At 67.7% G+C, this 22,698-nt stretch carries 23 protein-coding genes; 10 read left to right on the plus strand and 13 right to left on the minus strand.

The genetic code is table 11. The features are described from left to right. Nucleotides 1-82 precede the first annotated feature (82 nt). From flgM to AB3K92_RS21530, 3 genes are all read left to right on the plus strand, one after another. Nucleotides 83-412 carry a flagellar biosynthesis anti-sigma factor FlgM gene (gene flgM / locus AB3K92_RS21520; protein ID WP_048026624.1) on the plus strand — a complete coding sequence of 110 codons (330 nt, stop codon included), beginning with the start codon at nucleotides 83-85 and terminating at the stop codon, nucleotides 410-412. A 79-nt stretch (nucleotides 413-491) separates the two neighbouring features. Next, nucleotides 492-932 (plus strand): flagella synthesis protein FlgN, encoded by a 441-nt coding sequence (locus AB3K92_RS21525; RefSeq protein WP_021163144.1) that lies wholly within the window; start codon nucleotides 492-494, stop codon nucleotides 930-932. Nucleotides 933-1,148: 216 nt separating this feature from the next. Continuing rightward, the gene (locus tag AB3K92_RS21530) at nucleotides 1,149-2,504 is read left to right on the plus strand and encodes an SGNH/GDSL hydrolase family protein (protein WP_369465815.1); all 1,356 of its coding nucleotides are present in this window, start codon (nucleotides 1,149-1,151) and stop codon (nucleotides 2,502-2,504) included. Between the two features lie 19 nt (nucleotides 2,505-2,523). Here AB3K92_RS21530 and AB3K92_RS21535 read toward each other — a convergent pair whose 3' ends face one another. Then, on the minus strand, nucleotides 2,524-4,374 hold the full coding sequence (locus tag AB3K92_RS21535) for a M24 family metallopeptidase (RefSeq protein WP_369465816.1): 1,851 nt from the start codon (nucleotides 4,372-4,374) through the stop codon (nucleotides 2,524-2,526). A gap of 465 nt (nucleotides 4,375-4,839) precedes the next feature. Between AB3K92_RS21535 and AB3K92_RS21540 the strand changes: the two genes are divergently transcribed. After that, complete coding sequence (locus AB3K92_RS21540; RefSeq protein ID WP_059483912.1) at nucleotides 4,840-5,625, plus strand: helix-turn-helix domain-containing protein; 786 nt, start codon at nucleotides 4,840-4,842, stop codon at nucleotides 5,623-5,625. Between the two features lie 51 nt (nucleotides 5,626-5,676). Here AB3K92_RS21540 and AB3K92_RS21545 read toward each other — a convergent pair whose 3' ends face one another. From AB3K92_RS21545 to AB3K92_RS21560, 4 genes are read right to left on the minus strand one after another with little or no spacing between them, the layout of a single operon-like run. Continuing rightward, entirely contained in the window at nucleotides 5,677-6,918 is a 1,242-nt protein-coding gene (locus AB3K92_RS21545; RefSeq protein WP_021163148.1) for a multifunctional CCA addition/repair protein, read from the minus strand. Then, nucleotides 6,915-7,562, minus strand: a complete 648-nt coding sequence (locus AB3K92_RS21550; protein WP_042977654.1) for a glutathione S-transferase family protein — start codon at nucleotides 7,560-7,562, stop codon at nucleotides 6,915-6,917. The genes AB3K92_RS21545 and AB3K92_RS21550 overlap by 4 nt, the downstream gene beginning before the upstream one ends. Before the next feature lie 47 nt (nucleotides 7,563-7,609). After that, entirely contained in the window at nucleotides 7,610-8,569 is a 960-nt protein-coding gene (locus tag AB3K92_RS21555) for a complex I NDUFA9 subunit family protein (RefSeq protein ID WP_369465817.1), read from the minus strand. A gap of 57 nt (nucleotides 8,570-8,626) precedes the next feature. Continuing rightward, nucleotides 8,627-10,579 carry a lytic transglycosylase domain-containing protein gene (locus AB3K92_RS21560; protein ID WP_048026618.1) on the minus strand — a complete coding sequence of 651 codons (1,953 nt, stop codon included), beginning with the start codon at nucleotides 10,577-10,579 and terminating at the stop codon, nucleotides 8,627-8,629. An 8-nt stretch (nucleotides 10,580-10,587) separates the two neighbouring features. Between AB3K92_RS21560 and AB3K92_RS21565 the strand changes: the two genes are divergently transcribed. Next, nucleotides 10,588-11,196, plus strand: coding sequence for a 5-formyltetrahydrofolate cyclo-ligase (locus AB3K92_RS21565; protein ID WP_369465818.1), 609 nt, complete (start codon nucleotides 10,588-10,590; stop codon nucleotides 11,194-11,196). 96 nt (nucleotides 11,197-11,292) lie between these two features. Here the strand turns inward: AB3K92_RS21565 and AB3K92_RS21570 are convergent, their stop codons facing one another. Continuing rightward, the gene (locus tag AB3K92_RS21570) at nucleotides 11,293-11,805 is read right to left on the minus strand and encodes a winged helix DNA-binding protein (protein ID WP_059496546.1); all 513 of its coding nucleotides are present in this window, start codon (nucleotides 11,803-11,805) and stop codon (nucleotides 11,293-11,295) included. Nucleotides 11,806-11,953: 148 nt separating this feature from the next. On the opposite strand from AB3K92_RS21570, the gene pxpB reads away from it, so the two are divergent. The 5 genes from pxpB (at nucleotide 11,954) to AB3K92_RS21595 (ending at nucleotide 16,137) form a co-directional block, all read left to right on the plus strand. Further along, the gene (gene pxpB, locus AB3K92_RS21575; protein ID WP_369465819.1) at nucleotides 11,954-12,610 is read left to right on the plus strand and encodes a 5-oxoprolinase subunit PxpB; all 657 of its coding nucleotides are present in this window, start codon (nucleotides 11,954-11,956) and stop codon (nucleotides 12,608-12,610) included. Further along, nucleotides 12,607-13,674: a biotin-dependent carboxyltransferase family protein gene (locus tag AB3K92_RS21580; RefSeq protein ID WP_059483932.1), complete on the plus strand. Its 1,068-nt coding sequence runs from the start codon at nucleotides 12,607-12,609 to the stop codon at nucleotides 13,672-13,674. Before pxpB ends, AB3K92_RS21580 begins: the two co-directional genes overlap by 4 nt. A 70-nt stretch (nucleotides 13,675-13,744) precedes the next feature. Then, the gene (gene pxpA, locus AB3K92_RS21585) at nucleotides 13,745-14,509 is read left to right on the plus strand and encodes a 5-oxoprolinase subunit PxpA (RefSeq protein WP_059483934.1); all 765 of its coding nucleotides are present in this window, start codon (nucleotides 13,745-13,747) and stop codon (nucleotides 14,507-14,509) included. A 470-nt stretch (nucleotides 14,510-14,979) separates the two neighbouring features. Further along, the gene (locus tag AB3K92_RS21590; protein WP_369465820.1) at nucleotides 14,980-15,114 is read left to right on the plus strand and encodes a hypothetical protein; all 135 of its coding nucleotides are present in this window, start codon (nucleotides 14,980-14,982) and stop codon (nucleotides 15,112-15,114) included. Nucleotides 15,115-15,828: 714 nt separating this feature from the next. Further along, nucleotides 15,829-16,137 (plus strand): hypothetical protein, encoded by a 309-nt coding sequence (locus AB3K92_RS21595; protein ID WP_111998588.1) that lies wholly within the window; start codon nucleotides 15,829-15,831, stop codon nucleotides 16,135-16,137. Between the two features lie 20 nt (nucleotides 16,138-16,157). Here AB3K92_RS21595 and AB3K92_RS21600 read toward each other — a convergent pair whose 3' ends face one another. The 7 genes from AB3K92_RS21600 to AB3K92_RS21630 all read right to left on the minus strand — a co-directional run bounded on the left by AB3K92_RS21600 (nucleotide 16,158) and on the right by AB3K92_RS21630 (nucleotide 22,692). Next, nucleotides 16,158-16,838, minus strand: coding sequence for a response regulator transcription factor (locus tag AB3K92_RS21600; protein WP_111998589.1), 681 nt, complete (start codon nucleotides 16,836-16,838; stop codon nucleotides 16,158-16,160). A 416-nt stretch (nucleotides 16,839-17,254) separates the two neighbouring features. Further along, a complete protein-coding gene (locus AB3K92_RS21605) occupies nucleotides 17,255-17,509 on the minus strand; it encodes a hypothetical protein (RefSeq protein WP_124469190.1) in 255 nt (84 codons plus the stop codon). Nucleotides 17,510-17,608: 99 nt separating this feature from the next. After that, nucleotides 17,609-18,754, minus strand: coding sequence for a TraB/GumN family protein (locus AB3K92_RS21610; protein ID WP_021163771.1), 1,146 nt, complete (start codon nucleotides 18,752-18,754; stop codon nucleotides 17,609-17,611). Beyond that, complete coding sequence (locus tag AB3K92_RS21615) at nucleotides 18,747-19,763, minus strand: peptide ABC transporter ATP-binding protein (protein WP_021163770.1); 1,017 nt, start codon at nucleotides 19,761-19,763, stop codon at nucleotides 18,747-18,749. Before AB3K92_RS21615 ends, AB3K92_RS21610 begins: the two co-directional genes overlap by 8 nt. Then, nucleotides 19,760-20,758, minus strand: coding sequence for an ABC transporter ATP-binding protein (locus AB3K92_RS21620; protein ID WP_021163769.1), 999 nt, complete (start codon nucleotides 20,756-20,758; stop codon nucleotides 19,760-19,762). The genes AB3K92_RS21615 and AB3K92_RS21620 overlap by 4 nt, the downstream gene beginning before the upstream one ends. Before the next feature lies 1 nt (nucleotide 20,759). Further along, the gene (locus AB3K92_RS21625; RefSeq protein ID WP_021163768.1) at nucleotides 20,760-21,677 is read right to left on the minus strand and encodes an ABC transporter permease subunit; all 918 of its coding nucleotides are present in this window, start codon (nucleotides 21,675-21,677) and stop codon (nucleotides 20,760-20,762) included. A 4-nt stretch (nucleotides 21,678-21,681) separates the two neighbouring features. Continuing rightward, nucleotides 21,682-22,692 carry an ABC transporter permease subunit gene (locus AB3K92_RS21630; protein ID WP_011353491.1) on the minus strand — a complete coding sequence of 337 codons (1,011 nt, stop codon included), beginning with the start codon at nucleotides 22,690-22,692 and terminating at the stop codon, nucleotides 21,682-21,684. Nucleotides 22,693-22,698: the final 6 nt, after the last annotated feature.

Raw genomic sequence — 22,698 nt, forward strand, 5'->3', positions numbered from 1 at the left:
ATTCGGAGCATTTCGGGCTCGCGATGCTAAAGTTCGGGCCGACCCGGCCGTTATCTGGGTCAAACCGAACAGGAAACCCATCGTGAAGATCGATTCCACTCCGAACCCGAGCCCCCTGGCGCCGACCGGCAACGGCGCGACCCGTGCGCCATCCGGCGCGGCCTCGTCTTCGTCCGCGCAGGCGGCCGACGCAGGGTCGACCGGCGGCGACACGACCGTGAACCTGTCGGGTCTGTCCGGCCAGTTGCGTTCGGTATCCGCGTCCGGCAACGCCGATATCGACACGGGCCTCGTCCAGTCGATCAAGGACGCGCTGAACAACGGCACGTTGACGATCGATGCGAGCAAGATCGCCGACGGCATATTGAATACCGCCCGCGAGCTGCTGCAGCAGCAGCGCCCGGGCAACTGAAGCCGGCCTCGCGGCCGGTCCCCCGGTCTACCGGTTTGCCGGCGCGCCCAACCCGCGCCGGCGCGACGAGCATGACGCGATGAGAGAAGAGCTGCTGGCCACGGTCAACGACGAACACGCGACGGTCGAGGCGTTCGCGTCCCTGCTCGCCTACGAGGAAAAGGCGCTGACGATGGCCCAGCCGCTCGAGATGCTGCCCGGGATCGTCGAGAAGAAGAGCGAGCTGATCGACCGGCTCGCGCAGCTCGAACGCACGCGCGACACCCAGCTTTCCGCGCTCGGCTTTCCGGCCGGCAAGAAGGGGATGGACCAGGCCGCCGAGCGCGATGCGCGCCTCGCCGGCCGCTGGCAGTTGCTGCAACAGGCCGCCGAACGCGCGCGCCAGGCCAATGCGAACAACGGGATGCTGATCCGGATCCGGATGGACTACAACGAGCGCGCGCTCGCGGTACTGCGCTCGGCGCCCGCGCCGGCCGGCGTCTATGGCCCCGACGGGCGCGTATCGGCGCTCATGCGCTGAAGCACGGACTGACCAACCGAGCGACCGGCAGCGGCGCCGCTGCCTTTCCTGCCGCACCACCTCATAGCAGCTCGTAGTACCTCGCAGCACCTCGCCGCCATTCGCGGCTTCCCGAGTTTCGACAGACCGGGCTCGAACCCGGCACCCACGGTCCCTTCCGATACACGGCTGCGCAGCCGCGCCGCCGTCCCGTCACAACAATCAGAAGAGGGCCGCATGCCATATTTCCGCATTCCGTTTTCGTACCGCACCGCCGCCGTTTCCGCCGCCGCGACGCTGGGCGCCGCATTGACGCTGTCCACCGCGCAGGCCGCCGGCGCCGCGCCGCTGCCCGTGCCAACGGGCGACATGTCGCTGTCGCCGGCCGGCCCCGACGTCGTGCCGCCGGCCGCCCCGGCTACGCCCGGCGCGACGCCGCGCGCGCCGCGCCGCGGCTCCGACACCTACACGTACCTGCGCTGCTGGTACCGGATCGACGCGGATCCGCTGAAGCCGGCCGCGACCTACGAATGGGCGCGCGACCCCGCCGGCGGCGACTGGTATCGCGTGTCCGGCTACTGGTGGGCGGACGGCATCACGCAGTGGAAGAACATGTTCTACAGCACGACGACGCAGGACACGCTCGCCGACGTGTGCCGCAAGACGCTGGCCGCGAAAGGCATCAGGTCCGACCTCGTGCAGGCGGTCGCGGCGAACAACGCGCTGTCGTTCAACTACACGGTGTGGACCGTCGACGCCGCGCAACAGGACGCACGCGTCAACAAGCTGATCGTGTTCGGCGACAGCCTGTCCGACACGCAGAACATGTTCAACGCGAGCCAGTGGAAGCTGCCGAACGCCACGAGCTGGAATGCGGGGCGCTTCAGCAACGGCCCGGTGTGGGCCGAATATCTCGCGAACGCGCTGCGGCTGCCGTTCTACAACTGGGCGATCGGCGGCGCGGCGACCGACCAGTACCTCGTCGTGCCGGGCCTCGTGCAGCAGATCGACTCGTGGCGCGAATACATGGATCGCGCACCGGACTACCGGCCCGCCAACACGCTGTTCGCGGTGTTCGCGGGCGGCAACGACCTGGTGAACTACGGGCGCTCGCCCGAGCAGGCGGCGAATGCGGTGCGCGACAGCCTCGAGCGGCTCGCCGCGGCCGGCGCGACGCGGATCATGCTCGTCACGCTGCCGGACGTGTCGCGCGCACCGGTGTTCGCGACGCGCACCGACACGGCAAACGTCGCCGCGCAGGTGAAGGACTACAACCGGCGCCTCGCCGACGCGGCCGCCGCGCTGCGCGCCCGTTACGGCGCGACGCTGCGGCTCGAGGTGTTCGACGCGTACGCGCTGTTCGACGACCTGCTGAGCCATCCGGCCCAATACGGCTTCGACGACGCGAAGCGCGCATGCCTCGACATCCCGAAACCGTCGTCGCTCACCTACCTGAGCGCGCAGACGCCGCGTGCGGACTGCCGCGACCCGGCGCGCTTCGTGTTCTGGGACACGCTGCACCCGACGACACGCACGCACGCGTGGCTCGCCGAGCGGATCGCGCCGTTCGCGCGGGCGCGCCTGCTGAACTGACCGGCGCGGGCGGCGGTGCCTACAGCAGCGGACACGCGGTGACCTGCGTGCCGCGCTCGACGCACAGCCGCTCGTAGTCGCGCAGGTACGCGCGCTCGTCGTCGTCCAGCAGGTCGAGATCGATCAGGTCCCAGTCGTAGCCGACCGTCACGATGTTCTCGAACGTCACGGTGTCCGGCTGCGCGTCGTCCTGACGGATGATCACGATGTTCTCGATCCGCACGCCGCCCTTGCCCGGCAGGTAGATGCCCGGCTCGACCGAAATCACCGCATTCGGCACGAGCCCGTACTGCGCGCCCGGCGCGAACCGCACGCCGCCCTCGTGCACGTGAATCCCGACGCCGTGCCCGGTGCCGTGGCCGAAATCGTGGCCGTGATCGCGGCACACCTGCCGCACGAGCGCATCGACGTCGCCGCCCTTTGCCGTGCTCGGGAAGCGCGTGACGAGCCCCTTGATGCAGGCCTTCAGCGCGACCGTGTAGATCTCGCGCTGCCACGGCTGCGCGACCGTGTCCGGGTGCGTCCGGCGCAGCACCACGCGCGTGCAGTCCGTCGCGAAGCCGGCTTCGTAATACGCGCCGCTGTCGAGCAGCACGAGTTCGCCTTCCGTCAGCTCGACGTCGGCGCTCGCCGCCGTGTAATGCGCGAACGCGCTGTTCGCGCCGTTCGCGGCGATCGACGGAAACGTCAGCGCAACCGCGGAGCGCGCGGCGTATGCATCGTTGATCGCGCGCGCCAGGTCGTATTCGGTATGGCGCACGCCCGGCTCGCCCGTCTTCGCCCAGCGCATCGTCTCGGCGATCGCCGCGGAACTGCGCGCAAACGCGTCGCGGAACCGGTCGAGCACCGCCGGCGTCTTGCCGGCCCGCATCGCCTCGACCGGGTTGAAGTCGGCATGCCGCGCCTGCGGCCACACCCGCTTCACCGCGTCGACGAGCGCGCAGTTCACCGATTCGAAGCCGTAGCACACGTGCTCGACCGCGAACGGCGCGAGAAAGCGCTCGAGCGCCGCGACATCGCGCCGGATCACATGCAGCGCCGGATACGATTCGAGCATGACCTCGCAGCGGTCGCAGCCTTCCGGCAGGAACAACGCCACCTGCCCGCCCACCGCGAACAGGAAGCCGAGGTGCGACGACGCATTCGGGATGTGATAACCGCGGCTGTTCAGCAGATACGCGAGGTCGTCCGATGCGCAGGTGAAGAAGGCGGTCCTGCCGTCCGGCGCGCCGGTGTGCGCGGCGAGCTTGGCGTTCAGCGCGTCGAGGTTCTGCGCGACGCTCAGGCCGGTCATCGCTTCCGGCACCTCGAAGATCGGCCGCTCGACGACCCAGCCCGGCAACGCGATCGCGCGATCGATCTCGCGATCGGCGAGACTCGTCCAGTCGAGCGACGCGGCCTGCGTCCGCTCGAACAGGCGATCGCGCTGCGCGACGCTGATCCGCCGCGCGTCGTAGCCGACCCGTGCGAGCCGGCTCCCGTGCGCGACCAGCCAGTCGGCCATCGCCTGCCAGATCGTCACGTTCATCCCGAGCTTCTCGATGCGCACGCGTGCCGGATCGCACTGCTGCTCGGCCTGCAGGTGATAACGGCCGTCGACGAACAGCACGAACGGCGGCACGCCGAGCGCCTGCGCGGTCGCCGCGCTCAGGAAGATCCCGCAGCCGGCCGAACCGTCGAAGCCCGACAGCGCATAACGCGGGTTGTTGCTGCGCGGCAGGTACTCGGTCACGTATTCGTCCTGTGACGTGACCAATACCGCATCGAGCCGCGCGGCGTCGAGCAGGCGCGACAGGGCCGCCTGCGTGTCGACGACGGACGCGTCGTAGGGGGGGAGGCCGGAGAAGCTGTATTTCAGTCGATCGATCATCGGAAGCCCGTTATGCATTGTTGTCGGCGGCCGGCGGTGACGCGGCGGGGGTACAGGCCAAAAGCGGGCCCAAAGCGGGCCCAAAGCAGGCTTGAAGCAGGCCTGACGCGGCCCGGCGCCGCTGCACGGTCGACGCTCGACCCGGCGCGGCACGACGCCGGGCCGCCGTACCGTCCCGGCGGCAGGCCCTTTAAAAAATTTCGTCTCACTTAACTTTTTTTGATACGCGCGACAGAATCTAGAGCACGCTGAAATCGAGGTCAAGCTGAAATTTTCGTAGCGCTAAAATCGGCATGACGCTTGCGGATCCCGGCACAACGGGCGTTCGTCCGGCGGCACCGCGCGGTACAATGCGCCGGCATCGCCGCCCCGACGGCCGTGCTTCATGCGGTGCGCGGAATTCCCTGTCCGGCGACTGCACCGCCCGTCCGCCCGCCTCCCGATTCGTTGCCGCGAAAGAGATTCATGGATTCAGACCTCATGCGTATCGGCCAGCGCATTCGCCGCCTGCGCCGGGAAGCGAAGAAGACGCTGCAGGAAGTCGCGACCGAAGCGAAACTGTCGGTCGGGTTCCTGTCCCAGGTCGAGCGCCATCTCACGGGCATCTCGCTGTCGTCGCTCGTCAACGTCGCGAAGGCGCTCGACGTGCCGCTCGGCGCGCTGATCGACCAGCCGCGCCAGGTGCGGCCCGATTCGCACGAGGGCAGCCGCAAGGCGTACGCGCTCGACGCCACGTCGCAATGGTACGAACGCCTGTCCACCACGTTCGACGGCAGCCAGATCAACGCGCTCAAGGTGCGGATGATGGAAGGCTACCGCTCGGAATGGGTGGCGCACGGCGGCGACGAATTCGTGTACGTGCTGGCCGGCCGGATCTGCTTCACGATCGGCAAGAAGCATTACCCGCTGTCGCCCGGCGACTCGCTGCACTTCGACGCGCGCAAGCGGCATCGGGTCGCCAACGTGGGCGACGGGCCGGCCGAGCTGATCGCGGTCGGCACGCTGCCGCTGTTCGACGACCGTCGCGCCGGGTTCGTGTCCGCGACGACGGACACCACGAAACCGGCCCCCGTCGTGCGCGCCACGGCGGGCGAACCGCGCACGAGCCGCCGCGCGCCGGCGCCCGAACGGGCGGATCGCGATCGGGCCGCCGGCTCGGTGAAAAAAGACCAGAAGGCGGCAGCCAAGCCGCGCGCGGCCGCCGGCAAACGCGTGGCGGCCGCCAAGCCGGCACGCAAGAAGAAGCCATAACGGCTTTGCAGGCGCGCGACGCGCGCCCTTCCTGCCGACCTTCCTGCCGCCCTATTCGCCGATCGCGAGCGCCTGCGCGACAGCCTCGATCCGCGCGCGATGCACGGCCTCCCGGATCTTCTCCGTATCGTTGCCGATGCCGCGCGCGATCGCGCCGGCATCGACGCTGCGCGCGGCCGCGAGCGCGACGCGCAGCCGCTCGGCCTGCGGATACGGCTGCGTATCGAGCCCGAGCCGCCCGCGCGCATCCGATTCACACGCCTGCAGCATCTCGGCGAAACGCGCCGGCTTGCGCAGCGCGTCGCTGCGCTCGAACAGCCGCACCAGCGCGGCCGCGCCCATCTCCATCACGCGATGCAGGTTGCCGTGCTCGCGCGCGACCACGAGCGCGAGATCGCGGCATTCGTTCGGCACGCGCAGCCGTTCGCACAACGGCTTGAGCAGGTCGACGCTGCGTCCCTCGTGGCCGATATGGCGCGGCAGCACGTCGGCAGGCGTCGTCGCCTTGCCGAGATCGTGCGTGAGCGCCGCGAAGCGCACCGGCAGCGAATAACCCTGCTTCGCCGCATAGTCGACGACCATCATCACGTGCACGCCGGTGTCGACCTCCGGGTGGTAGTCGGCGCGCTGCGGCACGCCCCACAACGCATCGACTTCGGGCAGGATGCGCGCGAGCGCGCCGCACTCGCGCAGCACCGCGAACATCCGCGACGGTTTCACCTCCATGAGCCCGCGCGCGATTTCCTGCCAGACGCGTTCGGGCACGAGCGCGTCGACCTCGCCCGCATCGACCATCCGCCGCATCAGCGCGAGCGTTTCGTCCGCGACCGTGAAATCCGCGAACCGCGCGGCAAAGCGCGCGATGCGCAGGATCCGCACCGGATCCTCGACGAACGCATCGCTCACATGGCGGAACACGCGCGCGCGCAGGTCGGCCTGCCCGTCGAACGGGTCGATCACGGGCCCGACCAGCTCGCCCTCCGGGCTCACCTCGCGCGCCATCGCGTTGATCGTCAGGTCGCGCCGCGCGAGATCCTCATCGAGCGTCACGTCCGGCGCGTAATGAAACTGGAAGCCGTGATAACCGGCCGCCGTCTTGCGCTCGGTGCGTGCGAGCGCGTACTCCTCCTGCGTCCGCGGATGCAGGAAGACCGGGAAATCCTTGCCCACCGGCCGGAAACCCTGCGCGGCCATCTGCTCGGGGGTCGCGCCCACCACCACGTAGTCGCGGTCCTGCACGGGCACGCCGAGCAATTCGTCGCGGATCGCACCGCCTACAGCGTAGATGTTCATGGCTGCGGCTCGAATTCGGCGATCACGTTCGTTTCACGGCGCGCGGCGTCGATCCAGCGCTGGACGGCCGGCAGCGCCGTCACGCGGGCCGCATAACCGGCCGCCTCCGGCGACAGGCCCGGCGCGTACGTGTTGAAGCGCATCACGACGGGCGCGTACATCGCATCGGCAATCCCGAATTCGCCGAACAGGAACGGCCCGCCCGACGCCTCGAGGCACGCGCTCCACAACGCGTCGATGCGCGCGACGTCGGCGAGCGCATCGGGCGTCGCGCCGCGCCCCGGCATCGACGCGCGCACGTTCATGCCCATCTGCGTGCGCAGCGCCGCGAAGCCCGCATGCATCTCGGCCGCGACGCAGCGCGCATGCGCGCGCTCGAGCGGATCGGCCGGCCACATCGGAAACTGCGGATAGCGTTCGGCGAGCGTCTCGGCGATCGCGAGCGAATCCCAGATCGCGACGCCGTGGTCGTCGATCAGGCACGGTACCTTGCCGGACGGCGAATACTCGAGGATGCGTGCGGCCGTGTCGTCGTGACGCAGCTCGATCGCGATCTCGTCGAACGGGATGCCGAAATGCACGAGCAGCAGCCACGGACGCATCGACCACGACGAGTAGTTCTTGTCTCCAATGACGAGTTTCATGACGGTGTTCCGGAAAGCGAGAAGGTGAAAAGGGTGAAGCTGAACGCCTAGCGGCGCGAGCGGAACCAGTCGAACCGGGACCGCTGCGCGGCCTGGCCGAGATACGCGGGCGCGATGCTTTCGAGACTCGCGGGCGAGATCCCGAGCTCCGGCGCGAGCGGCCCCGACAGCACGTTCGGCACCGACATCGTCGCGAGATTGTCGCGCGTGAGCACGGGCTCGCCGGGCAGGCATTCGAACACGCTCGCCTGCAGCCGCGCGAGCGCGTCGGGCAGCCGCACGATGCGTGCCTGCCGGCCGACCAGCGTGCCGCAATAGCGCACCAGCTGCTCGAGCGTGTAGACGGTCGGGCCGCCGAGTTCGTAGGTCTTGCCGTGCGCGGCCGCGAGATCGAGCGTGTTGACGAACGCACGCACGACATCGCCGACGAACACGGGCTGGAAGCGCGCGTCGGGCATCGCGAGCGGCAGCACGGGCACCGTGCGCTGCAGGTTCGCGAACGCGTTGAGGAACGCATCGCCGGGGCCGAACACGACCGACGGGCGGAAGATCGTCAGCGCGAGCGAATCGGTCGCCGCGATCGCATGCAGCGCGGCCTCGCCGTCGCCCTTCGAGCGCTGGTACATGCTCGCGCCATGCGAATCGGCGCCGAGCGCGCTCATGTGCAGCACGCGCCGCACGCCCACCTCGGTGCAGGCGGTCGCGAGCGCGGCCGGCAGCGTGACGTGCGCGCGTTCGAAGCCGGGCCCGTAGGGCGTACCGCGGCCGCCGTGCAGCACGCCGACGAGGTTGATCGCCGCGTGCGCACCGGCGACGAAGCGCGCGAGCGTGCGCGTGTCGAGCGCTTCGAGCTCGACGATTTCGACCGGCAGCATCTGCAGGTGGCGCGCGTGGTCGCGCCGGCGCGTGCCGATCCGTACCTGCTTGCCGGCTTCGATCAGCGCATTGACGAGCCTGCTGCCGATGAAGCCGGTGCCGCCCAGCAGCGCGACGGTCTGGCGATCCATGATGTGGGCCTCAAAAGAACACTGCCGCGTCTCGCGCGGCAGTGTGAAGATTGCTTATCAGGGCGAGATCATGCCTAGACGTTTCTTCAACGACTGCGGTTTGCCCTCGAAGAGCGCCGCGTAATAGACGGTGTTCGACAGCACGTTCTTCACGTAGTCGCGCGTCTCGTTGAACGGAATCGTTTCTGCGAAGATCGCGCCTTCGACCGGCTGCGTCAACACCTGGCGCCACTGGCGCGGCCGGCCCGGGCCAGCGTTGTAGCCGGCCGTGGCGAGCACCGGCGAGCTGTCGAAGTTGTTGTAGATGTCCGCCAGATACCAGGTGCCGAGCTGGATGTTGGTATCGATGTCGTGCATCTGCGTGCGCGAGATCGTGCCGAGGCCGAGCTTCTTCGCGACCATCTGCGCGGTGGCCGGCATCAGCTGCATCAGGCCGCCCGCGCCCACCGACGAACGCGCGCTCGTGATGAAGCGCGACTCCTGGCGGATCAGCCCGTACGCCCATTCGGTGTCGAGGCCCGTCGACTGCGCGTAGCGCTCGACGATGTTGCGGTACGGCGACGGGTAGCGCAGCGTGAAATCGTGCTCCGCTTTCGTGCGGTCGGCCGTGTTGACCGTGCGGTCGAGCAGGTCGACACGCTTGCCGTACTCGGCGGCCGCGAGCAGCTGGCGATCGGTCATCCCGCGCAGCGGCCAGTTCCATTCGCGGTTGCCCTCGAGGCGCAGGTTCAGCGCGTAGAAACGCTGCGCGAGCGCGAAGCCCGGAATCTTGCCCATCGCGTCGATCTCGGCGTCGCTCACCTTCGTGCGCGGCGGGATCGTCGTGCGCTGGCCCAGCTCTTCACCGGCGAGCTGCCCGTAGAAGTTGTACTGCCCGGCGACCTGCTCGAATTCCTGGTTCGCCTGCAGCGTGTCGCCGCTCTGCTTGAGCGCGCGCGCATGCCAGTAGATCCACGCCGGATCGTCGCGCAGCGACGGCGGCATCTGCTCGATCGACCAGCGCACCATCGGCCAGTTGCCGGCGAGCAGCGCGGCGCGCGTGCGCCATTCGTAGCCCGGGTTCGACAGCGGCGCATTCTTGGATTTCGCATACCAGACCGATGCGAGCGGCGAGCGCTTGATCGCGCCCTGGTAGCCGATCGCGCCCCACGCGATCGCCTGCTCCTGTTTGGTCAGCGAAGGCGCGACCGTCGTGAGCATGCCGGCGGCCGCGTCCGGATCGTTGCGCGCCATGCGGCCGAGCGCGATCAGCGCGAGCTGGTGCGACGTCGCGTCGGGGCCGACACCGCGCGCGAGGTACAGCGGCGGCGCGCTCGTCGCCTGGTCGAAGCCGACCGGACGCGCGCCGAGCGCGTCGACGATCTTGCCGCCGAGCGTCGTGTAGTTCTGCTCGTACGCGAGGCGCGCCTGCTGCCACACGTCGTCGCTCGTGAACTGCTGGTTGACCGTCAGCGCGGTGATCAGGTCGACGCATGCGTCGCCGTAATTCTTCGGCTCGACGAGCAGCGCACGCGCCGCATCGGCGACGTTCTCGCCGCGCGCCGCGCGCGATTCGAGCGCATAACACTTGACCTGCGTGTCGTCGTCGAGCACGAAGCGCTTGTATTGATCGTCGAAGTTGCGCCAGTCGTGGCGCGCACCGAGCACGAGCAGGTAGTCGTTGCGCAGGCGGTCGGCGATCGCCTGGCCATCGTAGCGCTGCAGGAACGACTGCACGGGCGCGTCCGGCGCATCCACGCGCGCGCGGCCCGTCGAATCGAACAACTGCGGCTTGATCTGGAAATACTCGACGTAGGACGGTACCGGATAGTTCGGAATCATCGACGCGAGCTGCGCGGCTTTCGCGGCGTCGTTGCGGCGCGCGGCTTCACGAAGCTGCACGAAGGTCTGGTCGTCCCCGGAGACCGTATCGTCGTTCGGTGCGGCGCACGCGGCCGTGCCCGCGACGAGCGCGGTGGCCGAAAGCGTCAGCGCGACCGCGCGATATACTCGGAAAAGGCTGTTCGACATCGTTTTGAATGGAGCACGAAGTGAGCGAAAGCATAGCACGCAACCCTGTGCCGAACCCGAAGGTTGCGCTACGCAAAACGCTGTCCGGCGCGCGTCGCGACGCCGCGTCGCAACCCGCCGCGAATGCCGCGCTCGACGCGCGGCTGCGCACGCTGCTCGAACGGCTCGCGCCGCGCACGGTCGGGTTCTACTGGCCGCTGCCGGGTGAATTCGATGCGCGCGATGCGGTGCTCGCCTGGTGCGCGGCCGGTGCCGGCCGGCGCGCGGCGCTGCCCGTGATCGGCGAGCGGCACACGCCGCTCGAGTTCCATGCATGGGGCACGCACACGCCGATGCGCGAAGGCCATCACCGGATTCCGGAACCGGCGTCGGGAATCGTCGTCGTGCCCGACCTGTTGCTGATTCCCTGTGTGGGATTCGATCTGCAGCGCTACCGGCTCGGCTACGGCGGCGGCTATTACGACCGCACGCTCGCCGCGTGGCCGGGCAGCCAGCCGCCCGTGACGGTCGGCATCGCCTATGAAGCGTGCCGCGTCGACGCACTGCCGGCCGAAGCGCACGATCTCGCACTGGGCTGGATCGTGACCGACGGCGCGCTCTACCCGGCCGCCGGATGATGCGGCGGGCGCCGCCGCGTCCGTCGTCGCACGCCCGCCGGCGCATTGCCGCGCGCCACGGCCGGCGCAACCCCGGCCCACCCCTGACCCAACCGTTTACAGCGACGCCGCCGCGCGCGCGGCCGTGTCGTACAGGCCCGATGCGTTGCGCAGCAACTGCGCCGCGTCGCCGATCTGCTCGTTGGTGAGCCCGCTGTCCTTCAGCGTCTCGATCAGGCAGTGCTCGCGCACCTCGCGGTACTTCAGGCACAGCTCGCGGCCCGCGTCGGTCGCGAAGAAGAACACTTCCTTGCCGCTCTTCTCGCTCTTCACATAGCCGCGGGCGATCAGTTTTTTCAGCGCATAGGTCGCGACGTGCGTATCCTCGATATTGAGCACGAAGCAGATGTCGGCGAGCTTCTTCTTGCGTTCACGGTGGCTGACGTGATGCAGCAGCGACACCTCGACCGCCGTCATGTCCTTCGCGCCGGCCGCCGACATGCAGCGCACCATCCACCGGTTGAACGCGTTGCCTGCCATGATGAGCCCGTATTCGAGCTCCGACAGCTCCGCGCTCGAATCGGAAACGAGGTGTTCGGATGACACGATCTTGGTCGCAGGACGCTTCATGTAAAGACGGAGCAAGCCGGATGACAGGGTGTGCCGAGTGTACGCCAGAAGCCCGGACATACGGGCTAGGCGAAAACGCTTATTGGGAAGTTGTCGATATTTTATTGACAATGTGCGCTAACATTGCCGTCCGAACCGTGCCAGTCTGATGACGCAACCCCGCATTTATCCGCTCGGCGATGCCGCCCTCGTCTGCGAGGTGCCGCCGCCCGCCACGCTCGATTGCCAGCGCCGCGTCTGGGCCGTTGCCGAGGTCGCGCGCGCGTGGCCCGACGTGGTCGACGTCGTCCCCGGCATGAACAACCTGACGATCGTGTTCGACCCGCTCGCCGCGACGGCCGACTCGCTCACGCCCGCGCTGCGTGACGCGTGGGAGACGGCCGACGTCGAGCATGCGGACGGTCGCGAGGTCGAAATCCCGGTCGAGTACGGCGGCGCCGCCGGCCCCGACCTGACGGCCGTCGCCGCCCATACCGGCCTGTCGGCCGACGAAGTCGTCGCGCGCCACGCAGCCGGCGCCTACGTCGTGTTCTTCGTCGGCTTCCAGCCGGGCTTCGCGTATCTCGGCGGGCTCGATGCCGCGCTGCACACGCCGCGCCGCGCGGCGCCGCGCCTCGAGGTGCCGGCCGGCTCGGTCGGCATCGGCGGCGCACAGACAGGCATCTACCCGGCCACGTCTCCCGGCGGCTGGCAACTGATCGGCCGCACGTCGCACGTGCTGTTCGATCCGGCGCGGCCGCAGCCGACGCTGCTGCTGCCCGGCGACCGCGTGCGCTTCACCATTGCGGGAGTCGACGCGCGATGACCCAGAACAACGCACCGGGCACCATCGAGGTGGTGCGGGCCGGCCCGCTGTCCACCGTGCAGGATCTCGGCCGCCGCGGCTCGCGCCATCTCGGCGTCGCGCAGGGCGGCGCGCTCGACAGCCTCGCGCTCGAGGTCGGCAACCGGCTGGTCGGCAACCGTCCCGACGCGGCCGCCGTCGAAATCACGATCGGCCCGGCCGCCTTCCGCTTCACGCGCGCGACCCGCATCGCGATCACCGGCACCGAGTTCGGCGCCACGCTCGACGGCCGGCGCGTATATTCGTGGTGGAGCCTGCCGGTCGAGGCCGGGCAGACGCTCGTGCTGCCGGCCGCGAAACGCGGGATGCGCGGCTACCTGTGCATCGCCGGCGGCATCGACGTGCTACCGATGCTCGGCTCGCGCAGCACCGATCTCGCGTCGCGCTTCGGCGGCCTCGGCGGCCGCGCGCTGCGCGACGGCGATCGCCTCCCGGTCGGCGTGCTTCCGGCCGGGATGGGCTGCCTCGCGGCCGATGCGCCCGAATTCGGCGTAAAGGCGCCGGCGTGGTGCGCGTTCGCGCGCGTCGACGAGCCGCCGCGCCGCCACCGCCCCGCGCATGCGCCGTGGGCGATGCCCGTGCGCGTGCTGCCGGGGCCCGACTACGCGTCGTTCGCCGCCGATGCGCAGCAGGCGTTCTGGGACGAGGAATGGCTCGTCACGGCGAACAGCAACCGCATGGGTTATCGGCTTGCGGGCGTCGAACTCGTGCGCGAGCGGCCGGCCGAGCTGCTGTCGCATGCGGTGCTGCCCGGCACGATCCAGGTGCCGCCGAACGGCCAGCCGATCGTGCTGATGCACGACGCGCAGACCACCGGCGGCTACCCGAAGATCGGCACGGTGATCCGTGCGGACCTGTGGAAACTCGCGCAGGCGCGGCTCAACCTGCCGATCCGCTTCGTGCGCACGACACCCGACGCCGCGCGCGCCGCCCTGGCCGCAGAACGTGCCTACCTGCGGCAGATCGACGTGGCGATCGACCTGCGCGAGGAAGCGCGCCGCCGCGCCCAGTCGCGCGCGGCATGACGATGGCGGTAGCAGTACCGAAGGCAGTAGCAGCAAGAACGGGCCACGCAATCAGTGGACGAGGAACACCATGGAAATCGATCTGAATGCCGATCTCGGCGAAGGATGCGGATCGGACGAGGCGCTGCTCGACCTCGTCACATCGGCGAACATCGCATGCGGCTGGCATGCAGGCGGCGCGAATGCGATGCGCGACTGCGTGCGCTGGGCCGTGCAGAAGGGCGTGTCGATCGGCGCGCACCCGAGCTTTCACGATCCGGAGAATTTCGGCCGCAAGGAAATGCAGCTGCCGGCCGGCGACATCTACGCGGGCGTGCTGTACCAGCTCGGCGCGCTGTCGGCGATCGCGCAGGCCGAAGGCGGGCGCATCGCGCACGTGAAACCGCACGGCGCGCTGTACAACCAGGCCGCACGCGACCCGATGATCGCCGATGCGGTGGTGTCCGCGATCCGCGACTTCGATCCGTCGCTCGCGGTGTTCGGGCTCGCGAACAGCGTGTTCGTCGCAGCCGCACGGCATGCGGGGCTCGCCGCGGTGGAGGAAGTGTTCGCCGATCGCGGCTACCGCGCGGACGGCTCGCTCGTGCCGCGCAGCCAGCCCGGCGCGCTGATCGACGATGAAGACGCGGTGCTCGCGCGCACGCTCGACATGGTGCGCAACCGGCAGGTGCGGGCACTGAGCGGCGAATGGGTGCCGCTCAATGCGCAGACCGTCTGCCTGCATGGCGACGGGCCGCATGCGCTCGCGTTCGCGAAGCGGATTCGAGCGGCGCTCGAGGCCTCCGGTGTCGATGTGGTGGCGCCGGGTGCGCTGCAGGCGGACGAGGGGACGTAAGCCATCCCCCGCCCGCAGTCCCTTGCTCCACGCGTAGCGCTTCTTGAGTGCAAGCCGCATCGCCTGCGTGCGTCGCGATAGCCTGAGCATCCGACGCGACGCGCCTTCACCGGTCGCCAAGTTTCTCCCATCGTCGAAAACGACAGATTTCGACCGCTCCCCGAAGTCTCCCTCTCGGCCAGCGCCTCCATTCGAAAGGCACGCTATTGCGACTCCTTTGACCTGCGCCCAAAAATCGATCCGCCGGGGCCGCGGAGAAACTCACGCACACTTCGCCAAAATCACGGAACGCCTTGTCTCAAAAAAAACCGTGAGAAATTCCATATTTTCTGACGACCGAACCGCTGTTAAGTTTGAGGGGAGACGGTCAATCGAATAGCGATCGGCTTGCTCGTATTTACAGGATACCTAAATTCAGGCGAGTTCTGACGCAAAACGAAACCGACCAAGCCAGCGGCGCAATTACCTGCATGCTCAATCCGAACCCGATCAATCTCGCCGACCTCGCGATCGCAACAGCGCTGGGAGCGCTGGCCGGCCCTCAAATGGCCATTCTGGCTGGCGGAGGGAATTTCCCTTCCGAAAGCTGGATTTGCCGGTTCTGATCGAGTCGAAGCCCCGACCAACCCGGCCGGGGCAATGTTCCTCCCCGACCTGACGAATCTTGATCGAAAAGCGCTCCAGCCAATGAAACTCCGCACGGTCACCGACATGCTGACGAGATACTGGACCTACGGCGTTTTTCTTGCTCCGCTAGCCCCCCGTTTCGGAGGCAACTGGAAGGGCATCATTCTTGCTGCAACCATCCGGACAGCTATAGTTTCGCTTTCCTATGCGATTCTGCTTCGCGCCTTCTCGTCACAAAAGACTTTCGGGTGGCTAATCGTCACCTCAGCCGCGCTTCTCTACTCGCTCCGGGTCGAATTCCGATGGAGCCGCAAAAATCGACACTGACGTCACGCGTCGTGCAGAAACCCCAAACGAACTCAAACCGATGAAATTCCGACCGCAATGAACGCACTGAAACGCCTCCCTGATTCGCCGGGTTCAGTTCAGTCCGCTTGCATCCCGCTTCGGAGGCGGGCGCACCGGAATTATCATGGCCGCCGCCGCGAAAACGGCGCTGTTCGCAATCGTCAATGCTGTCGTTCTTTGCTTCAGCGACATCGGAACCCCTATGTCCTGGATCGCATCCACAGCGCTCACGTTTCTTGCCATGCTGGGAAGCGAAGTAGTCTGCCGTTGGGCCCATCGCCACTAGCCGCGACACGCGCCGGCTGATCGACCCTGTTTGTGCGACACCACCGAAACGATGTCCGTTGGACGAGATCGTCCGAATCGATCATGCGGCCCGTCAATCAATGAAAAACAAAACCCTCGCCGAAACGCTCAGAAAATTTGCCCGGTACGGCATCTTTCTCGGTCCTCTTGCTCCTCGTCTGGGAGGTGGGTGGATCGGCACCCTGGCTGGCGGAGCAGTCAGAGGTCTCATATTTTCCACACTATCCGCACTAGCGCTGTACCTGCTGGGCACATGGGAACTGTTCAAATGGAGCGCGGGGGCCGTCGTATTCCTCGTGTATTCGCTCTTGCTCGAAATAGATCTCAGCCGGCCGCGACGACGCTGACAGCGGATCAACATGCTCGTTCACGCCGACATCGCACCACGCTTGCGGGCAACCGGCTCACCCGATCCGCTCTCCCATCCCTCACCTTCGCATGCATCGATCATCCCGAGCGCGAGTGCCCGCGTAATGGCGTGTGTGCGATTCCTCACACCCAGTATCCGCATCGCGCTCGCAATGTGATTGTCGACCGTGCCGATGGCCAGACTCAGCATCGCCGCGATTTCCTTCGTCGAATACCCCGCGCAAAGCAACTGCAGAACATCCTGCTGGCGCGCCGTCAACCGCATGCCCGCCACGATTTCCGGAAACGCAGGGCGCCCGTCGAGTATCGACTGCAATGCGCCGGAGAACACGCCGAGCGGTGCATCCTTGACGACGTACGCGATCATGCCGAGGCGCTTCGCCTCGGCGATCCACGACGGCCGCGCGCCGGCCGTGACGATCGCGCATCGATCGGCAATACCCGACGCGTGAAACTGTCGTGCCAGCGCCAGCCCGCCGCGGGGCATCTCGAGATCCACAAGAATCCGGAACCACGTGGGCACCCGACGAAAAGCGTCGATCGCACCGACTGCACTGTGACAAACCGTAACGTCGAGCCGGCTGTCGAGGTCAACGAGCACCCCGCCGATCGCATCCGCGACGATCGGGTGCCCATCGACCACCAGCACCGGCAGGCGCTCGCGTCCTTCTCGTTGCATCCGTCCACTCCTGTTCGCACCTGAGACAGAACGTCGACGGTGCCATCGCGGGCATCTCGAAACAATCGCATACCGTCCAATCCGCCAATCCGTGGACCGTAGTGCACGCCCGATGCGCGTGCAGGGTGCGATTCGACGATGGAACAGATGCGCCCGCAGGCGGTGTATGGATCATGCCGGCGTGCCCGGCAAGCGACGGGGCGATGCGCAGCAGCGCATCAGGACGCGCGCGATCGCGATTGGAACGGATCGGCGGCACAAAAGAAAAAAGCGCCCTCGTGGCGCTTTTCCGTTGGCGCAATCGCTGCGGCTTCGCCGTCTGTCGATTCGCCCCCCGAAACCGTCTTTCGACGGTGACCGGAAAAATCTTCCGGATTAAAAAACGTCCGCCGCCGCCCGATCACTGCCTTCCCCGGTCAGACGACGGAACGTTGCTTATCTGCAAGTCGGCCTGCATGCATGTTTTGTCCGACGATGATTGGCCCCGCCGTGCATGCAGACACTCCGCGGCCGGCACGTGCTTCACGTGCCGGCAACGCTAACCCCGCGCTTATTTCTGCTACCCCGTAGAACTTATCTATTCTTTTCATTTTTTCAACTTGTGGGGTGAAGAATAGATATTGGCGGAACGGGATGTCAATCGTTTTAAACGCTATTTTCCGACGATTCAAGGGTTTTCCTTATCGATTGCCGCCCACGCGCACGCGTTTCGCCGCGGGTGCGCGAGGCCAATCAAACAGGGGAAGATCGGTGCGGGCCGTCGGGCGCGATCAGTTCGCGTCAACCCGGTATCCTTGCTGGCGCAACAATTCGAGCACGCCGCGCGGGCCGCCCAGATGCAGCGCGCCGATCGCGACGAACAGCGGCCGGTTCGGTGCGGCGATTGCCGTCATCCGTGCAACAAAGCGGCGGTTGCGCTCGTACACGATCTTGTTGTCGATCGACGCCGACAACACCTTCGAACGCGCGAGCCGTTCGCTCTTCGCGACGGCCCACGCCGAGATCGCGTCGGCGTCGCCAATTCGCCACAGTCGATGCAGCGCCTTGATGTCGTCGGCGTTCTGCGCGGGCGTCTGCACCATGTCCTGCGCGAGCATCTCGCGCTGCTCGGCGAGCGTCAGCCCGGTGAACGCGCGCATCTGTTCGGCGAGCGTCTCGAGCCCGATCACGCGGCCGCCCTTCTTCTTCAGGAACACGTTCTGCAACTGCGCCTCGGTACCGTATTCGGTCTGCAGGCCGGCCGACAGCGAATCGTAGGTCTCGACGACGAGCGCCGCGAGCCACGGCCGCATCTTGCGGATCTCGGCGAGCGCGGCCGGGTTGCCGCGCAGGCGCGCCGCGAGCCGCTGCCACAGCGGCTCCGGTAGCAGGCGCTGCAGGCACGGGTAGCGGCATACGCCGTACTTCGACACGTCGTCCTGCGATTCGAGCAGGTCGTCGGGCGACAGCTCGAGCGCGAGCGTCGGCGATGCGGCGAGCGCCGCGAGAATGCGCGGCCGGAACGGCTGCGCGCTCGGGTAATCGGACGGGTCGCCCGTGTGCAGCGTGCCGAGCACGTAGAGCGTGACACGCCCCTTGGTCGCGACGTAGAACGGCATGCGCGCGGGCTGCACGCGCACCGCGCCGCTCGCGACCGTGCCGTTCGACACGGCGGGTGCATGAAAGCCCGGCAGGCTCATGCCGGGGGGCGGGACTTGCGACGGATGGATCGGTGAAGTGGCCGGCGCGCGCCCTTCGGCGCGCGCGGATTCGACGGGAACCACGAGGCTGGCCGCCACGCACGCGCCGGCCAGCGCCGCGCCCGTGACGGTACGCACGCCCCAGCGCCGCGCGTAGCGGTACGCGCGCATCACGCGCGCGCCGCCTGCCCCCGCACGGCGCACGCCGGACGCGCGCGCCGCCATCACTTCAGGCATTCGCCTCCCCTACCTCCTCGGCCCGATGGCAGGCCACGCGCCGGCCGTCGACCTCGCGCAGCTGCGGCTCCTCCGCACGGCAACGCTCGACCGCATACGGGCAGCGCTGGTGGAACGCGCAGCCCGACGGCGGATTGAGCGGCGACGGCAGTTCGCCCTGCAGCTTGATCTGCACGCGGCGGTCTTCCTCGAAGATCGCCGGCGTCGCCGACATCAGCGCGCGCGTGTACGGATGGCGCGGCCGCGCGTAGATCGTCGCCTTGTCGCCGAGCTCGGCGACGCTGCCGAAGTACATCACCATCACGTCGTCCGCAACGTGCTCGACCACCGACAGGTTGTGCGAGATGAACACGTAGCTCGTCTTGAACTGCTCCTGCAGATCCATGAACAGGTTCAGGATCTGCGCCTGGATCGACACGTCGAGCGCGGACACCGGCTCGTCGGCGACGACGATGCGCGGATCGAGGATCATCGCGCGCGCGATCGCGACACGCTGGCGCTGGCCGCCCGAGAACATGTGCGGATAGCGCTTCGCGTGCTCGGGCCGCAGGCCGACCGTGCGCATGATCTGCGCGATGCGCTGCGCGCGTTCGGCGGCCGTCAGGTTCGCGTTGATCTCGAGCGGCTCGGAGAGCGTCTGCTCGACGGTCTTGCGCGGGTTCAGCGACGCGAACGGGTTCTGGAACACCATCTGCACGCGGCGGCGCAGGTCGGCGACCGTCTCGCGGTTCGCGCCGGCGACGTCCTTGCCGTCGATCGTCAGGTGGCCCGCGGTGGGCGTCTCGATCATCGTGAGCTGGCGCGCGAGCGTGGATTTTCCGCAGCCCGATTCGCCGACGACGGCGAGCGTCTTGCCGCGCTTCAGCGAGAACGACACGCCGTTCAGCGCCTTCACCGTACCCTGCCCGAACATCCCGCGTTTCACCGAATAGTGTTTCGCGAGGCCGTCGGCCACCAGCACGGCTTCCTCGTCGTGCGGCGTGGCACGCGTCTGATTGACTGCATTCATCGTGCACCTCCCGTCAGGTCGAGGTTGGAAACATTGAGCGGCTTGATGCAGCGCGCACGCATCGCATCGTTGGCCGGCACCAGTGTATCGAGCGCCGGCCGCGCCTTGCGGCAATCGTCGACGACGTACTTGCAGCGCGGCGCGAACAGGCACCCGGACGGGCGATCATCGCGGCCCGGCACCATGCCCGGCAATGCGGCAAGGCGACGCGCCCCCTTATTGTGCTCGGGAATCGCGGCGAGCAGCGCTTCGGTGTACGGATGATGCGGCGCGCGGAAGATGTCGGGCACGCGATTGGTCTCGATGACCTCGCCTGCATACATCACCGCGACACGCTGCGCGACTTCCGACACCACGGCCAGGTCGTGCGAGATCAGCACGAGCGCCATCCCGCGCTCCTTCTGCAGCTTCACGAGCAGGTCCATGATCTGCGCCTGGATCGTCACGTCGAGCGCGGTGGTCGGCTCGTCGGCGATCAGCAGCTTCGGGTTGCACGCGACGGCCATCGCGATCATCACGCGCTGGTTCATCCCGCCCGACATCTGGTGCGGGAACGACGCGATGCGGTTCTTCGCATCGGGAATGCCGACCTGGTCGAGCAGTTCGAGCGCGCGCCGGTGCAGCGCGTCGCCGCGCAGCCCTTCGTGCAGCTTCAGCACTTCCTTGATCTGGTAACCGACGGTGTAGCTCGGGTTCAGGCTCGTCAGCGCATCCTGGAACACCATCGCGATGTCCTTGCCGACGATCTTGCGGCGCGCTTTCGGCGATGCCTTCAGCAGGTCCACGCCGTTGAACGTGACCTCGTCGGCCGTCACCTTGCCCGGTGCGTCGATCAGGCCCATCAGCGCCATCATCGTCACGCTCTTGCCCGAGCCCGATTCGCCGACGACGCCCACCACCTCGCCCGGCGCGATCGACAGGTTGATCCGGTCGACGGCGGGCAGGCCGTTGAAGTTCACCGCGAGATTGCGGATGGTCAGTAGGTTCTCGCTCATGTCATGCCATCCGCTTCAGTTTGGGATCGAGCGCGTCGCGCAGCCCGTCGCCGAGCAGGTTGATCGCGAGCACCGAAATCAGGATCGACAGGCCGGGCATCGTCACGATCCACCATGCGTTGTCGATGTAGTCGCGCGCAGAAGCGAGCATTGCGCCCCACTCGGCGGTCGGCGGCTGCACGCCGAGGCCGAGGAAGCCGAGCGCGGCCGCGTCGAGGATCGCCGACGAGAAGCCGAGCGTCGCCTGCACGATCAGCGGCGCCGTGCAGTTCGGCAGCACCTGCGAGAACATCAGGCGCAGCGTGCCGGCACCGGCCACGCGCGACGCCGTCACGTACTCCTTCTGCAGCTCGCCGAGCGCCGACGCACGCGTGAGACGCACATAGGCCGGCAGCGCGACGATCGCGATCGCGAACATCGTGTTGGTGAGGCCCGGGCCGATGATCGCGACGACCGCGACCGCGAGCAGCAGCGACGGCAGCGCGAGCAGCACGTCCATGATGCGCATCACGGGCGTGTCGGCCCACTTCTGGAAGAACGCGGCGACGAGCCCGAGCACGATGCCGGGGATCAGCGCGAGCACGACCGACACGAAGCCGATCCAGAACGACATCCGTGCGCCGAACATCAGGCGCGACAGGATGTCGCGGCCCGCTTCGTCGGTGCCGAGGATGAATTGCCAGTTGCCGCCCGCGAGCCACGCGGGCGGAATCTTCACGTAGTCGCGGTATTGCTCGACCGGGCTGTGCGGCGCGAGCAGCGGTGCGAGCAGCGCGACCAGGATCAGCACGATCACGACGATCCCGGCGCCGACGGCGCCGCGGTTGCGCGAGAAGTTGGCCCAGAACTCGCGCAGCGCGAGCGCACGGCCGCCGGCCGGCGCGGATTCGCTCGGCAAGGTGTTTTGCAGATTGCTCATGGAATTACCTCGTGTGGCGGATGCGCGGATTCAGCACGCCGTACAGCAGGTCGACGACCAGGTTCACGACGATCACGAGCGTCGCGATCAGCAGGATGCCGCCCTGGACGACCGGATAGTCGCGACGGCCGATCGCATCGATCAGCCACTTGCCGACACCGGGCCACGAAAAGAGCGTCTCGGTCAGCACGGCGCCCGCGAGCAGCGTGCCGATCTGCAGGCCGATCACGGTGACGACCGGGATCAGCGCATTGCGCAGCGCATGCACGACGACCACGCGCGCGGGCGACAGCCCCTTCGCGCGTGCGGTGCGGATGTAGTCCTCGCGCAGCACTTCGAGCATCGACGAACGCGTCATCCGTGCGATCACCGCGAGCGGGATCGTGCCGAGCACGATCGCGGGCAGGATCAGATGGCTGACCGCCGACTTGAACGAGCCTTCGTCCGGCGCGAGCAGCGCGTCGATCAGCATGAAGCCCGTCGGATGCGGGAAGTCGTATTCGACGGCGATGCGCCCCGACACGGGCGTCCAGCCGAGGTATGACGAAAACACCATGATGAGGATCAGCCCCCACCAGAAGATCGGCATCGAGTAGCCGGTGAGCGCGGTGCCCATCACGCCGTGATCGACGACCGAGCCGCGCCGCAGCGCGGCGATCACGCCGGCCGGCAGGCCGACCGCGAGCGCGAACACGAGCGCGCACAGCGACAGTTCGACGGTCGCCGGGAAGCGCGCGAAGAACTCGCCCGCGACGCTCGTGTTGGTGATGATCGACGTGCCGAGGTCGCCATGCAGCGCCCGGCCGATGTAGTGGAGGTACTGCATGGGCAGCGGCTGGTCGAGCCCGAGGCGTTTCATCGCCTCCGCATGCATCGCGGGATCGACGCCGCGCTCGCCCATCATCACTTCGATGGGGTCGCCCGGTATCAGGTGAATCAGCGCAAACGCCAGGATGGTGATGCCGATGAAGGTCGGGATCACCATCCCCACGCGGCGCAACACGAATGTGAACATGATGCG

Source organism: Burkholderia sp. Bmkn7 (assembly GCF_041103175.1).
In the GTDB taxonomy this organism is placed as follows: Bacteria; Pseudomonadota; Gammaproteobacteria; order Burkholderiales; family Burkholderiaceae; genus Burkholderia; species Burkholderia cepacia.

Bases quoted from the DNA above. Each gene is read 5' to 3' on its own strand.
- AB3K92_RS21525 (WP_021163144.1), top strand. From the start codon at position 492: ATGAGAGAAGAGCTGCTGGCCACGGTCAACGACGAACACGCGACGGTC.
- AB3K92_RS21530 (WP_369465815.1), top strand. From the start codon at position 1,149: ATGCCATATTTCCGCATTCCGTTTTCGTACCGCACCGCCGCCGTTTCC.
- AB3K92_RS21535 (WP_369465816.1), bottom strand. From the start codon at position 4,374: ATGATCGATCGACTGAAATACAGCTTCTCCGGCCTCCCCCCCTACGAC.
- AB3K92_RS21540 (WP_059483912.1), top strand. From the start codon at position 4,840: ATGGATTCAGACCTCATGCGTATCGGCCAGCGCATTCGCCGCCTGCGC.
- AB3K92_RS21545 (WP_021163148.1), bottom strand. From the start codon at position 6,918: ATGAACATCTACGCTGTAGGCGGTGCGATCCGCGACGAATTGCTCGGC.
- AB3K92_RS21550 (WP_042977654.1), bottom strand. From the start codon at position 7,562: ATGAAACTCGTCATTGGAGACAAGAACTACTCGTCGTGGTCGATGCGT.
- AB3K92_RS21555 (WP_369465817.1), bottom strand. From the start codon at position 8,569: ATGGATCGCCAGACCGTCGCGCTGCTGGGCGGCACCGGCTTCATCGGC.
- AB3K92_RS21560 (WP_048026618.1), bottom strand. From the start codon at position 10,579: ATGTCGAACAGCCTTTTCCGAGTATATCGCGCGGTCGCGCTGACGCTT.
- AB3K92_RS21565 (WP_369465818.1), top strand. From the start codon at position 10,588: ATGGAGCACGAAGTGAGCGAAAGCATAGCACGCAACCCTGTGCCGAAC.
- AB3K92_RS21570 (WP_059496546.1), bottom strand. From the start codon at position 11,805: ATGAAGCGTCCTGCGACCAAGATCGTGTCATCCGAACACCTCGTTTCC.
- pxpB (WP_369465819.1), top strand. From the start codon at position 11,954: ATGACGCAACCCCGCATTTATCCGCTCGGCGATGCCGCCCTCGTCTGC.
- AB3K92_RS21580 (WP_059483932.1), top strand. From the start codon at position 12,607: ATGACCCAGAACAACGCACCGGGCACCATCGAGGTGGTGCGGGCCGGC.
- pxpA (WP_059483934.1), top strand. From the start codon at position 13,745: ATGGAAATCGATCTGAATGCCGATCTCGGCGAAGGATGCGGATCGGAC.
- AB3K92_RS21590 (WP_369465820.1), top strand. From the start codon at position 14,980: ATGCTCAATCCGAACCCGATCAATCTCGCCGACCTCGCGATCGCAACA.
- AB3K92_RS21600 (WP_111998589.1), bottom strand. From the start codon at position 16,838: ATGCAACGAGAAGGACGCGAGCGCCTGCCGGTGCTGGTGGTCGATGGG.
- AB3K92_RS21610 (WP_021163771.1), bottom strand. From the start codon at position 18,754: ATGCCTGAAGTGATGGCGGCGCGCGCGTCCGGCGTGCGCCGTGCGGGG.
- AB3K92_RS21615 (WP_021163770.1), bottom strand. From the start codon at position 19,763: ATGAATGCAGTCAATCAGACGCGTGCCACGCCGCACGACGAGGAAGCC.
- AB3K92_RS21620 (WP_021163769.1), bottom strand. From the start codon at position 20,758: ATGAGCGAGAACCTACTGACCATCCGCAATCTCGCGGTGAACTTCAAC.
- AB3K92_RS21625 (WP_021163768.1), bottom strand. From the start codon at position 21,677: ATGAGCAATCTGCAAAACACCTTGCCGAGCGAATCCGCGCCGGCCGGC.
- AB3K92_RS21630 (WP_011353491.1), bottom strand. From the start codon at position 22,692: ATGTTCACATTCGTGTTGCGCCGCGTGGGGATGGTGATCCCGACCTTC.